Below are 17,788 nucleotides of genomic sequence, written 5' to 3'. Positions count from 1 at the left end.
AATAAATATAAGGACGAAACCATGAACGATGTCATTCGTGACTTTTTCAAAATGGAATCAGCAGGTGGTATTCTTCTCGTAATTGCAGCGGCAATTGCGATGACCATTGCTAACTCACCGCTGGGCGAAACTTATCAATCTGTACTGCATACTTATGTATTCGGTATGTCAGTTTCTCACTGGATTAATGACGGCCTAATGGCTGTTTTCTTCTTACTTATTGGCCTTGAAGTGAAGCGAGAGCTACTTGAAGGAGCGCTAAAATCAAAAGAAACCGCAATTTTCCCTGCGATTGCAGCGGTTGGTGGTATGTTAGCCCCTGCTCTTATTTACGTTGCGTTTAATGCTAACGACCCAGAGGCGGTTTCTGGCTGGGCCATTCCAGCTGCGACGGATATTGCATTTGCTCTAGGTATCATGGCGCTACTAGGTAAGCGCGTACCAGTAAGCCTTAAAGTGTTTTTGTTAGCTCTCGCTATCATCGACGATTTAGGCGTGGTTGTTATTATTGCACTGTTTTACACAGGTGATCTTTCTAGCATGGCGCTGCTTGTTGGCTTCATCATGACTGGTGTCCTGTTCATGTTGAATGCGAAGGAAGTAACGAAACTGACGCCATACATGATAGTCGGCGCGATCTTATGGTTTGCGGTACTTAAATCTGGTGTTCACGCAACACTTGCAGGCGTAGTGATCGGCTTTGCTATTCCTCTTAAGGGTAAACAGGGCGAACATTCCCCACTTAAGCACATGGAGCACGCACTTCATCCATACGTGGCATTTGGTATCTTACCTCTATTCGCATTTGCAAATGCGGGGATTTCGCTAGAAGGCGTATCGATGTCAGGCCTAACTTCAATGCTGCCATTAGGTATTGCTTTGGGGCTACTGGTTGGTAAGCCTCTAGGTATCTTCACCTTTAGTTGGGCAGCTGTGAAAATGGGTGTAGCTAAGTTACCGGAAGGCATTAACTTCAAGCATATCTTTGCGGTCTCTGTGTTGTGTGGTATCGGTTTTACAATGTCTATATTCATTTCCTCTTTAGCGTTTGGAAATGTAAGCCCTGAGTTTGATACCTATGCTCGACTAGGTATCTTAATGGGCTCGACGACAGCCGCGTTACTTGGCTACGCGTTACTGCACTTTTCTTTGCCTAAGAAAGCGCAAGCGTAAGATACACACTGTTTAGTAAAGCCTCCCATTCGGGAGGCTTTTTTATGTCTGCAGATTGGCACATCAACCACTTCAGGGTGGTTACTTTTGTGACCAACTAAGGTCTAGCTTATGGAGTTGGGGCAAATCATCGAAAGAGGCGCTTGGTAAATCTACAGGCGAAAAAAAGCCCAGCCGAAAATTTGACTGGGCGGATACAAACATAGGAGTTAATAAGAAAAAAGCAGCAACGTAACAATTAGATGGAAACAAGTTTGACGGCCAGTGAAACTTCAAATGCCCTAACTGTTACGTATATTCAGACCGAGCCTTTTCCAAACAGTTCCATTTTTTTTCAAAAAATTTCTACTTAATGCTTTCTAGCTTCTTACACACCCGAAAGTAATAGAAAAATCGAGATGGATTACCAACTTGGCGAAGTTACTAACTTCTGTGTTTCTAATTTTATCTTCCCTAGAACCGAAGATGTATTTCATACTCTCGTCGCTCACTCCGAGCCGCCATGGCTATTGTTAGCGTTTCAATTGCGATGGACTGAGAAATTTGATCGTTTTCTTCTGACAAGCTTCACTGGAGTATTCGATTGAATTTCAAAAGATTAGATCACACCTTTTACTGCCTGGTCAGACCAATTGGTTAAAGTGTGATGTTAATCATTTGTTAATCTTAAGTTTCGGGAGTATATTTTCAAACAGTTGTTTAATACGAGTGATTAAAATGGCCCCGAGAACATCAACAAAAGAAAAAATACTCGATGTCGCAGAAGGACTCTTTGCTGAACATGGCTTTAATGATACTTCGCTAAGAACGATAACAGGTAAAGCTAACGTTAACTTAGCATCGGTAAACTATCACTTTGGCGATAAAAAAACGCTGGTTAGAGCGGTTTTAGATAGGTATTTAGAAGCACTAATGCCGAGCATTAAGACTTCATTAATTGAGTTAAACACGCGCGATAGCTACAACATGGACGATGTCTTTGAGTCATTGCGATTACCTTTACGTACATTAAATGATGTACGCCCAAATGGTACTGCGCTATTTATGTTGTTAATTGGCCGCGGTTATACAGACGTTCAAGGTCATCTACGCTGGTTCATTACCACCAGATACGAAGAGGTACTGAACCTTTTCACTTTCTCGATAATGAAGGCGAACCCGGAACTATGTGAAGAACAGTTGTTTTGGCGACTGCACTTCACGTTAGGAACCTGTGTATTTACGATGGCTTCAAGCCAAGCTCTTTCGGAGCTGGCAGAAAGTAAGTTTGAAAAGGAAGTCGATGTGAAATCTGTCGTCGATTTACTGATTCCATATTTGTCAGCAGGAATGTCAGCAAAGCAGTTGGCATAAGACAAATAAGAAAGTTAAACCAATAATAAGATTATACCCCGAGCGGTTACGTGAACAAAAGGATCTGAACTATGAGCTCTCTACGAAGAAAATGGATTAGTGACCCGGCTTTTAAAGTGTTCAAAAAAGTATTGCCACCTCTGTCTAGCACCGAGAAAGAGGCGATGGAAGCGGGTAGTGTATGGTGGGATGCCGAACTATTCTCAGGCAAGCCAAACTTCACAACATTGCATCATTATCCAACGCCTACACTGACGGCAGAAGAGCAGTCATTTATGGATAATGAGCTTGAGACCCTGCTAGAAATGCTTGATGACCAGAAGATTGTCAAAGAAGACAGGGATTTACCGCCTGAAGTATGGGAGTACCTACGTAAAGAGCGATTTTTCTCTTTGATCATCTCGAAAGCATATGGTGGTCGTGAATTTTCCGCTTTGGCGAACTCAACCATTGTTTCTCGTATTGCGACTCGAAGTATCAGTACCGCGGTATCGGTAATGGTACCGAACTCTCTTGGCCCTGGTGAGCTGCTATCGCACTATGGTACGCAAGAGCAAAAAGATTACTGGTTGCCTCGTTTAGCTGATGGTACAGACATCCCTTGTTTCGCCCTAACTGGCCCTGAAGCGGGTTCTGATGCAGGTGGCATACCTGATCAAGGCGTGGTTTGTTACGGCACCCATGAAGGCAAAGAAGTGCTTGGCGTGCGAGTTAGTTGGAATAAACGCTACATCACGCTTGCGCCAGTTGCGACAGTGCTCGGGTTAGCATTTAAACTGCAGGATCCTGAAGGGCTACTTGGTGACAAGAAAGAGGTTGGCATTACATGTGCGTTGATTCCCGCTGACCATGTAGGTGTCGAGATAGGCGAGCGCCATGATCCTCTGGGGTCTGCGTTCATGAATGGCCCTACTCGTGGTGAAGATGTCTTCATCCCTATGGACTGGTTGATCGGTGGCGCTGATTACGCAGGTAAAGGTTGGCGTATGCTGGTTGAGTGTCTTTCTGCTGGTCGTGGTATCTCTCTCCCAGCGCTTGGCACAGCGATTGGTCACCTTACTACACGTACAACAGGTGCTTATGCTTACGTGCGTAAACAGTTTGGTATGTCGATCGGTAAGTTTGAAGGTGTCGCAGAAGCGATGGGGCGCATTGGTGGTCTTACTTACCTACTAGAAGCGACGCGTACGCTAACGACGACTTCTCTCGATATGAAAGAAAAACCTGGGATTGTAACCGCGATTGCCAAGTACCACATGACAGAAATCGCGCGTACCATTCTAAATGATTCGTTTGATATCCATGCGGGTCGTGCGATTCAAGATGGTCCAATGAACTATCTTGCTAAACATTACCTTGGCATCCCAGTTGCTATCACTGTTGAAGGCGCGAATATTCTGACTCGTAACCTGATGATTTTTGGTCAAGGTGCGACTCGATGCCACCCATATGTTCTAAAAGAAATGGAAGCCGCGGCGAATCCAGATTCTGAACAAGGTGCGAAAGAATTTGACAACCTACTCTTTAAACACATCAAGCACGCTCTCGGTAATACATTCGGTGCATTTGGTGCAGCACTAACTGGTTCTCGATTTGTTAACGCGCACATGAGTGGCCCAACGCAGCAATACTACAAAGACATTACTCGTCTTAGTCGTGCACTTGCAGTAAGTGCAGACTTTGCGATGTTAACCTTAGGTGGAGACTTGAAGCGTAAAGAAATGATCTCAGCACGTTTGGGTGATGGATTAAGCTATCTATACATGGCATCTGCTGCCTTGAAAAAGTATGAAGATGAAGGCCGTCAACAAGGCGATCTAGACTTCGTTCATTACGCTGTTCAACACTGTTTGTATAACGCTTCTAAGTCATTAAATGAGGCTTACACCAACTTCCCTGTGAAATACGTTGGCGGTGTGCTTAAGGGGCTATTGTTCCCGCTTGGTAATCATTTCAATAAGCCAAGTGATGAGCTGTGTGTGAATTTGGCTGAAGCGATGATGACACCAGGCGCGCAACGTGATCGCCTCACGCATCTGTGCTACATCGGAAAATCAGAGGATGACAGCGTAGGCTTAATGGAGAATGCATTCCTTGCAATGTACGACATTAAACCTTTGGAGCGTAAACTTATGAAGGCTGCGAAGGATGGTAAAGTGGCTCGTAAAGGTCTGCTGCATGACCGTTTGCAGCAAGCATTTGAAGCAGGCGTGTTAACTGAGCAAGAAATTGATCAAATCATGGCTGCAGATAAATTGCGCTACAAGGCGATTCAAGTTGACCACTTTAGTCATGACTTTTCTGAAGTGCGAACTCATAGCCCAAAAAAGTCGCAGTTGAATCCGGCGGCATAATAGACAACTAATGTTAAGAAAAGCACCTCAATGAGGTGCTTTTTTGTATTCTTGGGGAGTGGATGGTGGGATAGTGCTCCAACCACTTGCCTTTTAAGAGCATTTTTACAGAAATTAGATGCGAAATCCCAACGAAACTTTTATCCTAACAAGGTTTTTTAAAGGAAGTTGAATATGATCATCAAACCTAGAATTCGTGGATTTATCTGTACTACAACGCACCCTGTTGGTTGTGAAGCTAACGTAAAAGAACAAATTGCGTACACCAAAGCGCAAGGTCCAATCAAAAACGCACCTAAGCGTGTTCTTGTTGTTGGTGCATCAAGTGGCTACGGTCTATCTTCTCGTATCGCTGCGGCATTTGGTGGCGGTGCATCAACTATCGGTGTTTTCTTCGAAAAAGAAGGTACTGAGAAGAAACCAGGTACAGCAGGTTTTTACAATGCCGCTGCTTTTGAAAAGCTAGCGCGTGAAGAAGGTCTGTACGCAAAAAGCTTAAACGGCGACGCTTTCTCAAATGAAGCGAAACAGAAAACTATCGAGCTCATCAAAGAAGACTTAGGTCAAATCGATATGGTGGTTTACTCACTGGCATCTCCAGTACGTAAAATGCCAGAAACTGGTGAATTAGTTCGTTCATCTCTTAAACCTATCGGTGAAACTTACACATCAACGGCTGTTGATACCAACAAAGATGTGATCATCGAAGCTAGCGTTGAGCCTGCAACAGAAGAAGAAATCAAAGACACTGTCACTGTAATGGGCGGTGAAGATTGGGAACTTTGGATCAATGCGTTGTCTGATGCTGGTGTTCTTGCTGAAGGTTGTAAGACCGTCGCGTATAGCTACATTGGTACTGAGCTAACTTGGCCAATTTATTGGGATGGTGCACTAGGTAAAGCAAAAATGGACCTAGACCGTGCAGCGAAAGCGCTAAACGACAAGTTAGCAGCAACAGGTGGTAGTGCCAATGTTGCGGTACTTAAATCTGTTGTAACTCAGGCGAGTTCTGCAATTCCTGTTATGCCACTGTACATCGCAATGGTATTCAAGAAAATGCGCGAAGAAGGTGTACACGAAGGTTGTATGGAACAAATCTACCGTATGTTCAGCCAACGTCTATACAAAGAAGACGGTAGCGCGGCAGAAGTTGATGAGATGAACCGCCTACGTCTGGATGACTGGGAACTTCGTGACGACATTCAGCAGCACTGTCGTGAGCTATGGCCTCAAATTACGACTGAGAACCTAAAAGAGCTGACTGACTACGTTGAGTACAAAGAAGAGTTCTTGAAACTATTTGGTTTCGGCGTTGAAGGCGTAGATTACGAAGCGGATGTGAATCCAGCAGTTGAAGCAGACTTCATTCAAATCTAATCGAATCACAGACTAGATAACCAATAAACAAAAGGCGCTCATTGAGCGCCTTTTTGTATTTCATAGTCAAAGTGAGTATTAACTTAGTATTATCAGAATCGTACCAGCTAGCGTCATTAAAATATTCGCAATCGCATAGGTACCCGCATAACCAAGGGCTGGGATGGTGGACTTAGCGTAGTCGTTAACGACATCCATAGCCGGAGCGCAAGTACGGGCGCCAATAATGGCACCGAAGAGCAGGGCACGGTTCATCTTGAGTACGTGTGCGCCAACTAAGTAAGCCAGAACTACAGGCACAACACTGACAATAAATGCCAAACCAATGACTTTTGGTCCTACTTGCGTTAGGTGCTCGAACATCTTTCCACCTGCACTTAGACCAATTCCGACCATAAAGAACATTAACCCTAGATCTTTGACCATATTCAGCGCCCCTTGTGGGACATAACCGAAAGTAGGGTGATTTGCTCGTAAAAAACCAAGCGTAATACCGGATAACAGAAGACCCACCGCATTACCCAAACTGAAAGACACCTGACCGAATGTCATTGTGATGAGGCCAAACAGAATACCCAAAATAAAGAAGCTACAAAAAGCGAGCAAATCGGCCATTTGACTGTGGATCGAGATGAAACCGATTTTTTCCGCCAGTCCATGTACTCGGCTTTTCTCGCCGCTCACTTGAAGGACGTCCCCTTTAGCGAGCACAATGTCTAAGTCCATAGGCATTTCAATCTGAGCGCGAACTACGCGGTTTAAGAAACAGCCAAACTCAGACAAATTCAAATCCGATAAACGCTTACCAGCGATAGCGTCACTTTTTACGACGATTTCTTCTTCAACGATGCGCAAATCAAGCAAGTTACGGTCGAATACTTCTTTACCATTACGGAAGCTAGGGTCTAAGCGAGCATGGCTGTCAGGGAAGCCAACCAGTGCAATTTCATCTCCCTCTTGCAAGATAGCATCACCATCTGGGTGGGCGAGAATACCATTGCGACGGATTCGTTCAATGTAACAGCCAGTTTGACGATAAATACCCAGTTCTCGCAAGTTTTTACCATCAGTCCAGTCAATTAGCTCTGGGCCCACTCGGTAAGCTCGAATAATGGGTAAATACACTTTTCTCTGGCTTGAATTTCCAAGGCCACGCTCTTGTGCGATTTGCTGCGCGGAATCAGAAAGGTTTTGTTTTTGCAGTTTTGGCAACAATTTAGCAAACATGATCATGCTAATTAAGCCGACCAGATAAGCCATCGCGTAGCCTACGGATAGATTTTCTAATACCAGAGAAAATTCCATATTCCGCGGTATAGTCGCAAGGCCAGAGTTAAGAGCATCTTGTGCACCAACCAGTACTGGCGTTGCGGTCAATGCGCCTGCCATCATACCGGCGGATAAGCCAAAATCGAGGCCGAAATAGTGACTCAAGCCATACGTTAAGCTGACCGCAGACACGAGAACAGTCATGCTTAAAATAAAATAATGCTTACCATCTCTGAAGAATATACCAAAAAAGTTTGGTCCAGCTTCAATGCCAACGCAGTAGATAAACAGCATAAAGCCAATGGTTAAAGCTTCTGCATTAAATGAGAAACCAAGGTGGCCCATTACCAAAGAGGTAATAAGAACGCCAATAGAGTTGCCTAATTGTAATTTGCCAAATCGAATTTTTCCGATGGCAAGGCCAATGGCTAATACGACGAAGATTAGAAGGATAGGGTTTTGCTCGAGAAGGTATACGACGTCTATGTTCACTGTGTGGCTCGGTAGAGTGTGTGCCAAAAAAGATTAAGAACTGTGAATTGTAACTAAATATAGCAAAAAGATAAGTGAATTTTTTTAGGTTTTACCATTAGTTGACTTAACGTAATAACCAGCTGAAAAATAATAAAAAAGCCGCATGAAGCGGCTTTTTTGAAAACAGTCTTTATTACTCGTCAAATAGACCTAGGTGCTCTTTCGCGTATGCTTCGAACTCGTCGCAGCCACCGATGTGCTCTTGGTCGATAAAGATCTGAGGAACGGTTTCAACTGGTTTACCAACTGTTTTCTCAAGATCTGCTTTAGAAATACCTTCAGCGTGAATATCAACGTAACGGTAGTTGAAGTCATCACGTTTTGCTTTTAGCGTTTCTGCGTGCTCTTTTGCACGAACACAGAAAGGACATGCAGGGCGACCAAAGATAACAACGAACATAATCTTATTTCTCCTAAATCTATTCTTTTTTGAAAGCGTACAAAACATAGCGGCTGAGTGCGCTTTCTTTTGTTGGAGTAACTATGCCCGATCCAGATACGGAAATAAAGCGGCAATTACCTCTTGGTTCTATAGGTGAAATCTATCGAATAAAAACTAAACGCACGTGCTTATTTTACGACTCTGAAGTATGTGAAGTGACGCATAAAAAACATACATTCTAAAGGGTTAATGATGGCAAGGTGGAATTGGTCAATTTTTTTTGTTTAAAAAAATAGCAATCTATTTTGGCTATACGCAAATAACTTCAACTCTTACATAAGTGTTAAATCAGAGGGCGAGAGGTTATTTGGGTATATTCTTTTGGGAGGGTGTGTATGTTTCAGTTTATGACTGCAACAAGGATTATATTTGGTGAAGGTGCACTTCAATCTTCATTATCCGTTATTAACCAATTTGGCTACAGTGTTTTGCTGGTTACTGGGCAGGATACCCAACGAGCCGCCCCCATTATCCAATATCTTAAAGCTCAAAATATGCGTTACCAGCACGTAGCTATCGTTGGTGAACCATACATCACGATGGTAGAAGAGACCGCAGTGCTCGGTAGAAAATTCCAACCTGATATGGTAGTTGCGATAGGTGGTGGCAGCGTCATCGATATGGGCAAAGCCTTAGCTGCCATTATTCCCAATCAAGGCAATGTTTACGATTACGTAGAAGTGGTAGGAAGAAGCGTCCCTTTAAAAGCAAAGCCTCTTCATTTTATTGCAATTCCTACGACAGCAAGCACCGGTTCAGAAGTGACCAGAAATGCTGTGCTGAAATCTGGACAAGATAAAGTGAAAGTGAGTCTTCGAAGCCCTGATATGCTCGCAGACGTTGCCATTGTAGACCCGACACTTACTTACGGGACCGACCAATACACATCTGGACGTGGCGCAATGGATGCGTTCACTCATTTAATGGAAGCGTATGTGTGTGGTGAGCCAAACCCTCTTACTGATATGGTCTGCGAAGAGGGGCTACGCCGTTTAAGCCGTTCAGTGATTGCCGCTTGTAAGCAAGATAATCATAAGGCGCGCTCTGATTTATCGTTCGCTGCATTGCTTGGTGGTATGGCGATTACTAATGCCAAATTAGGTGCCGCTCATGGGTTAGCATCGGCGTTAGGAGGCAAGTTAGACGCCCCCCATAGCGTTATTACGGCTCGCCTAGCTCCGCACGTGATGCAGGAGAACATTAACGCCGCTAAACTCGCGGGTAGGAATGATGTGATAAGTCGTTATCGCAAGCTGGCCCAATTAGTCACTGAGCGAGTAAATGCTAACGAACACGATGGAATTCTTTGGGTAAATATGGTGCTAGATAAGTTAGCGTTACCGCTACTGGCTCAATTTGGAGTATGCCAAACCTCTTTTGAGCAAGTGGCGAATGATGCGCTTAAATCAATGGCAATCAAAGGGAATCCTTTACCTCTTAATCAGGAACGTTTGATACACATATTGCAGCAAGTCTGTGATTGTAGCGGAGAGTGTGTAGCAGAGAGTGCACAACATGTCAGTTCTGTTGAAGTACTGGAATCAAGAACGGACTTATCGAGTGTCAACGACTTAGGGTGATTGCTCCCTTAGCAGCATTAAAACAAAAGGGGAGCCTTGAGCTCCCCTAGATAAAGTATTGACTAAGCTTTAGTGCTTAGTACTGGCTTAATTTGTCATAGCGACTGTCTTTCAACGCATCTTTTACGCGTTTTAGGTTCTCACGGAAACCTGTACCACGGCGAAGAGTGAAGCCAGTTGCTAGCACATCAATCACTGTCATTTGTACAACTCGGCTTGCCATTGGCATGTAAACGTCGGTATCTTCTGGAATATCGAGCGTAATGGCCAGCGAGCTTGCCTTTTCTAGAGGAGAATCCTTCGCTGTAATCGCAATAACCGTTGCGCCATTTTCACGAGCAAGGTTCGCTATTTCTACCTGACTCTTTGTTCGACCGGTATGAGAAATAAGAACCACAACATCATTATCACTGCAGTTGATACAACTCATGCGCTGCATAACAATATCTTCAAAACAAGTAATTGGAATATTAAAGCGAATAAACTTGTTTTGTGCGTCTCGGGCAACAGAAGATGATGCACCAAGGCCAAAGAATGAAATGCGCTTCGCTTGCGTTAGCAAATCGACCGCACGGTTCACTTGCATTGGATCTAGGCTATTTTTCGCGACATCTAAACACGCCATCGTCGATTCGAAAATCTTATGGGTGTACGCGTCTGGGCCATCGTCTTCTTCCACATTACGGTTAACGTAAGGGGTGCCGTTGGCTAGGCTCTGTGCCAAGTGAAGCTTAAAATCTGGAAAGCCCTTGGTGTCCAGACGACGACAGAAGCGGTTTACAGTGGGCTCACTAACGTCGGCCATTTTAGCCAGCGTTGCAATGCTTGAATGAATTGCAGTTTGTGGAGACGCCATAATTACTTCCGCAACTTTGCGCTCTGACTTACTGAAATTCTCCAGGTTTTTTTGAATTTTTTCTAATGTATTCATAGTGTTCACGAGGGTATAGAGAACAACTCGCTGGCTCTGCTAACGAAAGGAAACACGAAGATTCCGGAGTAGAGTGGGGCGTTAACGAAAACAACCAGCGCCATAGAATCAGTATAAACCTGATCTTCAATCAGTCTAAACCAATAACGGGTACTATTTAGTGAGAATTTGACAGGCCTCAAACAAAATGTTGTAAAAACTACAGAATTGGATGTGTAAACGAAGTTTTGTTGCGCTAGTCGCACGATAATGATGTTTGAGTTACATCAAAACGAAAAAAAATTTCAAATTGATGTAACTCGATCTGGCTGTTAAGACGATTGAATATCGACAACCAGCTGTTGAATTCTTTTCATCAAATTTGGTGCTTGCTTGGCGATTTCGCGTTGTTCATCAAGCACTGAGCTCAAAATTTCTTTTGTGGTCAGTGGATTTGCCAAAACCACTCTAAACACTATCGTATTCATGCGTTGCCATTGGTCTGGGTTCAGTCTTGTACGTGAAACGAACGATTTGCCCGTTTCGCGCTGACGCTTTTGAATAAACTGTGTTAACTCATTGATCAGCTCATTCAGTTGTTCTTTTTGTGAGCCTTCTGCTTGTGCTAATGCTTCACGGATGAATGGCGGCAAATAACGGTATGTGAGCAGACAAAGCTCTGGTTCAGAAACTAACTCGAAATCATCTTGCTGTTTGATTAAATCCGCAAAGTATCGAGCTTTTTCAATGCTTTGGTCAATCAGAAGCTCGTAACCTGGGCGACTTATGATGTGCATTGCGGCGTAGACCAACATCGCCATACCCGAACGTGAACCTTCTAATGTATGGCTGCCTAGGTCTTTTGAACCTTTGCGCAATATATATTGAGCGTGATGCTCTATGGATTTCATTGCGTCAGGGTCTTTGAACAGAACCATACCAGCGCCCATCGGGATGTAGAGCTGCTTATGCGCATCAATAGTTACTGAGTCTGCCATTTCCACACCTTTAAGAAGATGACGGTGATGGTTAGACATAAGTGTTGCGCCACCCCATGCGGCATCCACATGGAAGTGACAGCCGTGAGATTGGCAGACTTCAGCGATTTCAGGCAATGGATCAACATTACCTGTCTCTGTTGTGCCAGCCACACCAATAACAGCAATAGGCTTGATGTTTTGTTTTTCGAGCTCAACAATTTTCGCTTTAAGGTCGTCGATAATAATACGGTTGTTGGCATCGGTTTTAACCGCAACCAAGCCCTCTTGGCCTAGCCCTAATACATCGGCTGCTTTCTTAAGGGAGTAGTGACCACGCTCAGACACTAGCACCGCTAAGCCATCATAGCCATAGTGCTTCATGGCTTTAAAAAGGCCTTCCTTTTCCACGCCTTTAAATGAGCCATTGGCTCTTAACGCTTTGTTACGTGCTACCCAAAGCGCAGTGATATTGGCAATGGTGCCGCCGGAACAAAATGCGCCTAATGAGTGGTTTGCACTGTGCATCCACTGATTGTAAAACGTATCATTCTGACCATATATCAAGCGATGCAGCATACCCAAAACTTGACGCTCAAGTGGCGTAAAGGCTTTGGAAGTCTCTATTTTTACCAGGTTTTGGTTTAAGGCGATCATGATCTTTGACAGTGGCATCAAGAAATAAGGCAGTGCCGATGTCATATGACCAATGAAGCTTGGTGAAGATGTGTGAACTGAGTGCGACACCAAAGTGTCGAGTAAGTGCTCTGTATGATCTGACACGAACTCTGGCTGCTCAGGAATCTGAGCAGAAGAAAAGTCTTTTTCGATTTCGCGTAAAGGCTTTTCTTCTGCCACGATGTGTTCACGAAGAAATTGATTTAGATTTCGCGAGAGGCTCTCGTCAATTTTAGTTAACGTTGAGTCCGGACCTTCTGGGACAGTGAAGATCTTTAGCAAGCTCTCAAAGCTAACATCAGCGGTTTTTTGTTCCTTAACCATAGCAAAGAATCTTTGTAGTTATTTTGGTAATGCGAGCGGCACAATCTAAACTAAAACGGGCGCAAAGTCCCGTTTTAATTGTTGAAACCCAAGTTGTAGAAATGAAAATTTTAGGTGAAGGTTACGATATTCACATTAAAAAATTCTAGATTGAGTACGTTAAAACATTCTAGTGTTTTCGAATGCTAATCAACGACTAATGCGAGCAATCTTAGTCACATTTCTGCTTTTCAATCTTTTCTATTGACTGATTGTACTTATTAAGTGCGGTATCAATTTGTTGGGGATGACTAAGCAGATCAGCGAATGCTGAACGAAGCTCGTAGTTTTTTGGGTGGTTAGTTGATTGACGGTCGCTAAATGTCTGTTTTGCAACTTCACCTAACTTATCGCTTCGGGTCGCTAACTGCTTAACGTCATGTTGCTCTAGTTTTAACCATGCTTCGATTGGCTGTTCCGTCGCAACGCGGCTAGGGTCGTTCTCTAGAAAGTAGTGAACCGCTTCGCGGTTTAATTCAAAGTGATGTTTACGTCCATCCAAGAACCATTGGCTAACTTCTTTCAGATCTGGATATTGGGTAACCGTCAAATCAACAAGATCTTGATACCACTGTAGTGAGGCATCGACGTAGCCATCGTATTTGCTAGCAAGACATTGTTGATCTGCGGCAAGCGTAAAAGTTGAGCTTGTAGCGAGGAGCGCTGCAACGACAAAGCGTTTCATTCTTCTTCCTTCTGGTTGTTATCCCTTTATTAACGCAATGCACATCAGTTGATGTTTCTCCCTTCTTTCTATTTGGTCGTGACAAATCGTTGAGCTGAATGACGAAAAGAAAGAGGGGGCTTGCCAAAAAATATTGACCACTTTGACGTTAACTGGGTATTTAAATTTTTGCCGTATTGTAATGGATGTTAAAGCGAAAACCTGAGATCTAGCTAGCAAGTGATACAAAGAAAAGCATCATAACTGGTACCAATAAACTCAAAATAAAGCCGCTAACGATAGCAACAGGAACACAACGCACACCACCGGTGGTTTGAATAACGGGTAGGGTGAAGTCCATTGCTGTTGCACCGGCATAACCAATTGCGGTGCACGGATAGCTACGAATAAAGAGAGGAATGGCAACCAGTGCGACTAGCTCTCTCATCAATTCAATCAAGAACGACGCGCCACCAAATACCGGACCAAAAGCGTCACCCATTAAAATACCTGCGAGTGAATACCAGCCAAAACCTGAAGCCATTGCGAGTGCTTGATAAAGAGGAAGATCCAAAAGCACCGCTGCAAGAACGCCACCAAGCATACATGTTGCGATGACAACAGCCGCAATAGCCATTCCTTGTTTATTTAATAGGATTTGACGCAGAGTAAGTCCACTATTGCGCAGCTGAATACCAATAAAAAATAGAAGTAGAAAGAGTATCCATTCGCTTGCTGTATCTACCCAACTCAAATCAATGGGTAACAGCAGGCCAACCACTAACCCGCCGCCAACGACCACGATAAGCTTAACAGACTCTAAAGCCATCGAAGATAACGGTAGCTTCTTTTGATTTTGATTGGTCTGGAGTGGAACAATTTTATCAATAACAGGCAAAGCCAACAGGTTGCAGGCACTTAGACACAAAAAAAACGTACTCGCATAGAGGAGAATACTTTGTAAGTTGCTGCTTAAATTATCGAGCGCCGCCAAACTAAGACCCATCAACGACAAAATGACGTAAATAAGGTAGGACGTTGACTGATTGATCTTCTCCAATAACGAAGATCGAGATATAGGAATTAGATACCCCACCACAAGCGGAGCGAAAATAAATAGCATCCCTGAGAACATAAAGCTCAATGATTCCTTTTTGAGATAACATCAACACGCATAAATCAAATTATCTATCGGTTGAAATTAGAGACATTTCACCACACACAGCTCAGCCTTGAGCGAATCGTTTTATCACGGATAAGGTATTATCAGAAAACGATAAATTACAAACCGCTAGCATTCAGTACAGCACGGATTTGATCATTGAAGTCAGTATCACTCATGTTACTAAGTTCATACAAGACTTCTGCACCAGTTAAGTTGAATTCAACTTCATGTTCGTCAATGCGTTCATCGTGATTGCGGAACATCAATAAATGATGCGCAATTCTAGCGATGTCGAGATAACTCACTTCTGGTCGCGTTAATTCGAATTTTTCGTTTGAGGATACTTCTCTGAAGTCGTTGTCAAACCCCCAACGCTCAAGTACCAGTTTACTTGTGGCAGAACAACGTGTTTGGAAGATCTGCAATGCAATATCTGGGTCTAAGTAATTGCCCCTATCTAAGTACAAGTGGTACTCATTAATTAGGCAAAATAACCCTATATCGGCTAATAGACCGACCAATAACGCCTTTTCTTGCTCTAGATGACCATAAGTGCCTGGCTCGTGGCTACGAAACGATTGAACCAACATCACCATGACGGCACCGAGCTCACGAGATATCGCCGCACTCTTCACCAAGATGGCATTGCATTCTTTAGTGAGATTAACTGAGTGTTTAAGTTGCTCGATCGCTTGTGCGGTAACAATATCACGTACACGAAGTATTCCGAGACGAGATACCGCTGTAGTTAAGTCGTTGCATGTGATATTTCTGCGATTGAAAATCACAGAGTTAGCGACTCGTAAAACGACCGCTGCTAATCCGGGATCTTCCAATAAACAGTTAGCAACATCGGCAATCGTGGTGTGTTCTTCGACACATAACTGCTGAATTTTAAGCACGACATCAGGAATAGGAGGTAACGAAATCTTACCCGTGGCGATGGACTGTTCTACCAGCTGAGCAAACTCGGATTCCAGTGCGTTTATAAGCTTATCTTTATTATTTGGCAGCCAAAAAAATGATAAATGTTCCATTGTGACGCTGTACTTGAGATCTTTCGTACAGTGTACCCTTACAGCGTATTCTTTATCAATTAAATGCGTATTATGTGCCCGTAATTGCCAGCGAGATCATAATGATGGCGTGTTTTAGGCATGCTATGCGTCAAAAAAATATCACCACACAAACAATAAGTGTGAAACTAATCACGTATGCAGAATTTATACTTTTTTATATGTGACCTATGTCCTAACTTATTTTTCAACGTTAAGTATGATTAAGCAAGTTGGTGAGCACAACTCACAAAAATATCGCCAACAAATCGACATTTATAATTCGCTATAAGCTGCTGTTTATCTGGTGACATCGCTAATCGGGGTAATTTATTCAGATTAAAGAGGTCAATGGACATGACAGACCAAGCTTTTTTTAAATATGTACGCACCTTCAGTGAGTACCAAAAACGTTCTATGTTCGGTGGTATTGGTTTATTCACCGATGATGCTATGTTTGCGCTTGTCAGCAATGATTGCTGCTACTTACGTGGTGGTAATGGGCTAGATGAAGTGTTTACTCAACTGAGCTGTGAGAAGTATAAGCACGTCAAAAAACAGACGACGGCAACCGTAAATTATTATGATGTAACCGATTTATTCGAATCCGGATATGTAGGGCTTGATGAACTGGTACAGAAATCAATTGAATACTCAATTAAGGAACGGAAATATCAAAAGTCCTCTGCCAGTAGACGCTTAAGAGACTTACCCAACATGCAACTAACCCTTGAACGTATGGTCAAGAAAGCCGGTGTTGATGACGTAGAAACCTTTTTAGAACTTGGACCTGTAAAAGTCTTCAACAAAGTTAAAACGGCTTACGGTAATGATGTTGATGTAAAGCTACTGTGGAAATTTGCTGGTGCAACTGATGGCGTACATTGGAAACTGATCCAAGAGCCGCGTAAAAAACAGTTATTGGCACTGTGTGACTAAGCGAAGCTGATCGCACAATGATTGACTCGTTTCGATGGAGTTAGCGGGTCGTAAAGGCAAGTGTGAAAAGCGGAAAAAGGACGTTGAAGTTTTTTACCACTTCATTGAGTTAGTCATTAAATTAGACAAAAAAACCGAGGCAGAGACCTCGGTTTTTGTTTTTTTAATTTGCTCTTTTCTTACAGCACAAATCTTAAAACTTAAAACGCGTAGTGAACATTACCTGATCACCGTAAAAATCGTTGATACGTGCTTCAGCACCCAAAGAGAAAAGCTCTGTTGAGTGGAATCGAGCGTAGGCAGAGCCAGTCCAATTGTCATCGTTATCGATAGAAACGTAGCCGACTTTGCCGCCTACTTCTAATTGAGGGCCCAACCATTGGCGAACACCTAAGTTAAGCTCCATACCAACATCTGTGCTGCTCTCATTCGAAGGTTGCACAATGCGCATTAGCATTTCACCAGTAAGATCTGCCCAGTTGTTCAGCGGAGAATGGAAGCCAAAGCCAGCAGCTGAGTCAAAATCACTTTCAAACTCAGAGTCAATACGAGCAATAACATGCGCGTTCGGGTGAATTGATTTGCTGAATCCAGCACCAAATGTCACAGGACTTGCGCCAATACGTGCTTCGAAATAGTCGTAGCTAAAGTTGCTCATAGTTGCTGGCGCATTGCGATCGTTTGCAGCTAGGGCATGGCTTGATGCCACTAGTAAGGCAGCGGCTAATAGTGTTTTACGCATAACTAACGATAAACCTTGTTCATTATTTCCATGGATTCAAGCAACCACTTGAACCGTAATCTGATTTGTCCGACATCATAATAAAAAGGAAGGTCCACGACCAACAAAAATGTGTCGATGTTTTGTCAATTAACTTAATAGTTCCTTGGTTTAAGCAAAAACTACGCCATATACGTAGTGTCCGAGAATTTCACTCGGACAAGTAACGATGTT

General features: G+C 43.4%; 14 protein-coding genes. 6 read left to right on the top strand and 8 right to left on the bottom strand.

What is annotated here, in order from left to right:
- Positions 1 to 21: 21 nt before the first annotated feature.
- The 4 genes from nhaA (at position 22) to fabV (ending at position 6,257) form a co-directional block, all read left to right on the top strand.
- Positions 22 to 1,173, top strand: a complete 1,152-nt coding sequence (nhaA, locus tag R7Z47_RS09245) for a Na+/H+ antiporter NhaA (protein ID WP_005378034.1) — start codon at positions 22 to 24, stop codon at positions 1,171 to 1,173.
- Positions 1,174 to 1,890: 717 nt separating this feature from the next.
- Positions 1,891 to 2,526: a TetR/AcrR family transcriptional regulator gene (locus R7Z47_RS09240; RefSeq protein ID WP_005378033.1), complete on the top strand. Its 636-nt coding sequence runs from the start codon at positions 1,891 to 1,893 to the stop codon at positions 2,524 to 2,526.
- A gap of 71 nt (positions 2,527 to 2,597) precedes the next feature.
- The gene (locus tag R7Z47_RS09235) at positions 2,598 to 4,880 is read left to right on the top strand and encodes an acyl-CoA dehydrogenase (RefSeq protein ID WP_262606590.1); all 2,283 of its coding nucleotides are present in this window, start codon (positions 2,598 to 2,600) and stop codon (positions 4,878 to 4,880) included.
- Between the two features lie 174 nt (positions 4,881 to 5,054).
- Positions 5,055 to 6,257, top strand: coding sequence for an enoyl-ACP reductase FabV (fabV, locus tag R7Z47_RS09230; protein WP_005388648.1), 1,203 nt, complete (start codon positions 5,055 to 5,057; stop codon positions 6,255 to 6,257).
- Positions 6,258 to 6,335: 78 nt separating this feature from the next.
- Here the strand turns inward: fabV and R7Z47_RS09225 are convergent, their stop codons facing one another.
- A complete protein-coding gene (locus R7Z47_RS09225; protein WP_005378028.1) occupies positions 6,336 to 8,018 on the bottom strand; it encodes an aspartate:alanine antiporter in 1,683 nt (560 codons plus the stop codon).
- A 175-nt stretch (positions 8,019 to 8,193) separates the two neighbouring features.
- Positions 8,194 to 8,460, bottom strand: coding sequence for a GrxA family glutaredoxin (locus R7Z47_RS09220; protein WP_005378026.1), 267 nt, complete (start codon positions 8,458 to 8,460; stop codon positions 8,194 to 8,196).
- Positions 8,461 to 8,837: 377 nt separating this feature from the next.
- Here R7Z47_RS09220 and R7Z47_RS09215 point away from each other — a divergent pair, with 377 nt between their 5' ends.
- A complete protein-coding gene (locus R7Z47_RS09215) occupies positions 8,838 to 10,082 on the top strand; it encodes an iron-containing alcohol dehydrogenase (protein WP_054576427.1) in 1,245 nt (414 codons plus the stop codon).
- Between the two features lie 76 nt (positions 10,083 to 10,158).
- On the opposite strand, the gene R7Z47_RS09210 is transcribed toward R7Z47_RS09215, so the two are convergent.
- From R7Z47_RS09210 to R7Z47_RS09190, 5 genes are all read right to left on the bottom strand, one after another.
- The gene (locus R7Z47_RS09210) at positions 10,159 to 11,013 is read right to left on the bottom strand and encodes a MurR/RpiR family transcriptional regulator (protein ID WP_005378021.1); all 855 of its coding nucleotides are present in this window, start codon (positions 11,011 to 11,013) and stop codon (positions 10,159 to 10,161) included.
- Positions 11,014 to 11,324: 311 nt separating this feature from the next.
- Entirely contained in the window at positions 11,325 to 12,971 is a 1,647-nt protein-coding gene (gene panP, locus R7Z47_RS09205; protein ID WP_262606589.1) for a pyridoxal-dependent aspartate 1-decarboxylase PanP, read from the bottom strand.
- A gap of 211 nt (positions 12,972 to 13,182) precedes the next feature.
- Positions 13,183 to 13,695 carry a hypothetical protein gene (locus R7Z47_RS09200; protein WP_017634875.1) on the bottom strand — a complete coding sequence of 171 codons (513 nt, stop codon included), beginning with the start codon at positions 13,693 to 13,695 and terminating at the stop codon, positions 13,183 to 13,185.
- A gap of 208 nt (positions 13,696 to 13,903) precedes the next feature.
- Positions 13,904 to 14,809: a lysine exporter LysO family protein gene (locus R7Z47_RS09195; protein WP_104979015.1), complete on the bottom strand. Its 906-nt coding sequence runs from the start codon at positions 14,807 to 14,809 to the stop codon at positions 13,904 to 13,906.
- A gap of 146 nt (positions 14,810 to 14,955) precedes the next feature.
- Positions 14,956 to 15,876, bottom strand: coding sequence for an HDOD domain-containing protein (locus R7Z47_RS09190; protein WP_262606588.1), 921 nt, complete (start codon positions 15,874 to 15,876; stop codon positions 14,956 to 14,958).
- Between the two features lie 369 nt (positions 15,877 to 16,245).
- Here R7Z47_RS09190 and R7Z47_RS09185 point away from each other — a divergent pair, with 369 nt between their 5' ends.
- Positions 16,246 to 16,833: a TfoX/Sxy family DNA transformation protein gene (locus tag R7Z47_RS09185; RefSeq protein WP_005378007.1), complete on the top strand. Its 588-nt coding sequence runs from the start codon at positions 16,246 to 16,248 to the stop codon at positions 16,831 to 16,833.
- 193 nt (positions 16,834 to 17,026) lie between these two features.
- Here the strand turns inward: R7Z47_RS09185 and R7Z47_RS09180 are convergent, their stop codons facing one another.
- Positions 17,027 to 17,575, bottom strand: a complete 549-nt coding sequence (locus tag R7Z47_RS09180) for a hypothetical protein (protein WP_017634873.1) — start codon at positions 17,573 to 17,575, stop codon at positions 17,027 to 17,029.
- Between the last annotated feature and the right edge of the window lie 213 nt (positions 17,576 to 17,788).

It is taken from the genome of Vibrio sp. 1641, assembly GCF_033339995.1.
In the GTDB taxonomy this organism is placed as follows: Bacteria; Pseudomonadota; Gammaproteobacteria; order Enterobacterales; family Vibrionaceae; genus Vibrio; species Vibrio alginolyticus.
Note: the sequence above shows the minus strand (reverse complement) of the source record. Positions and strands in the feature narration are given on the sequence as shown.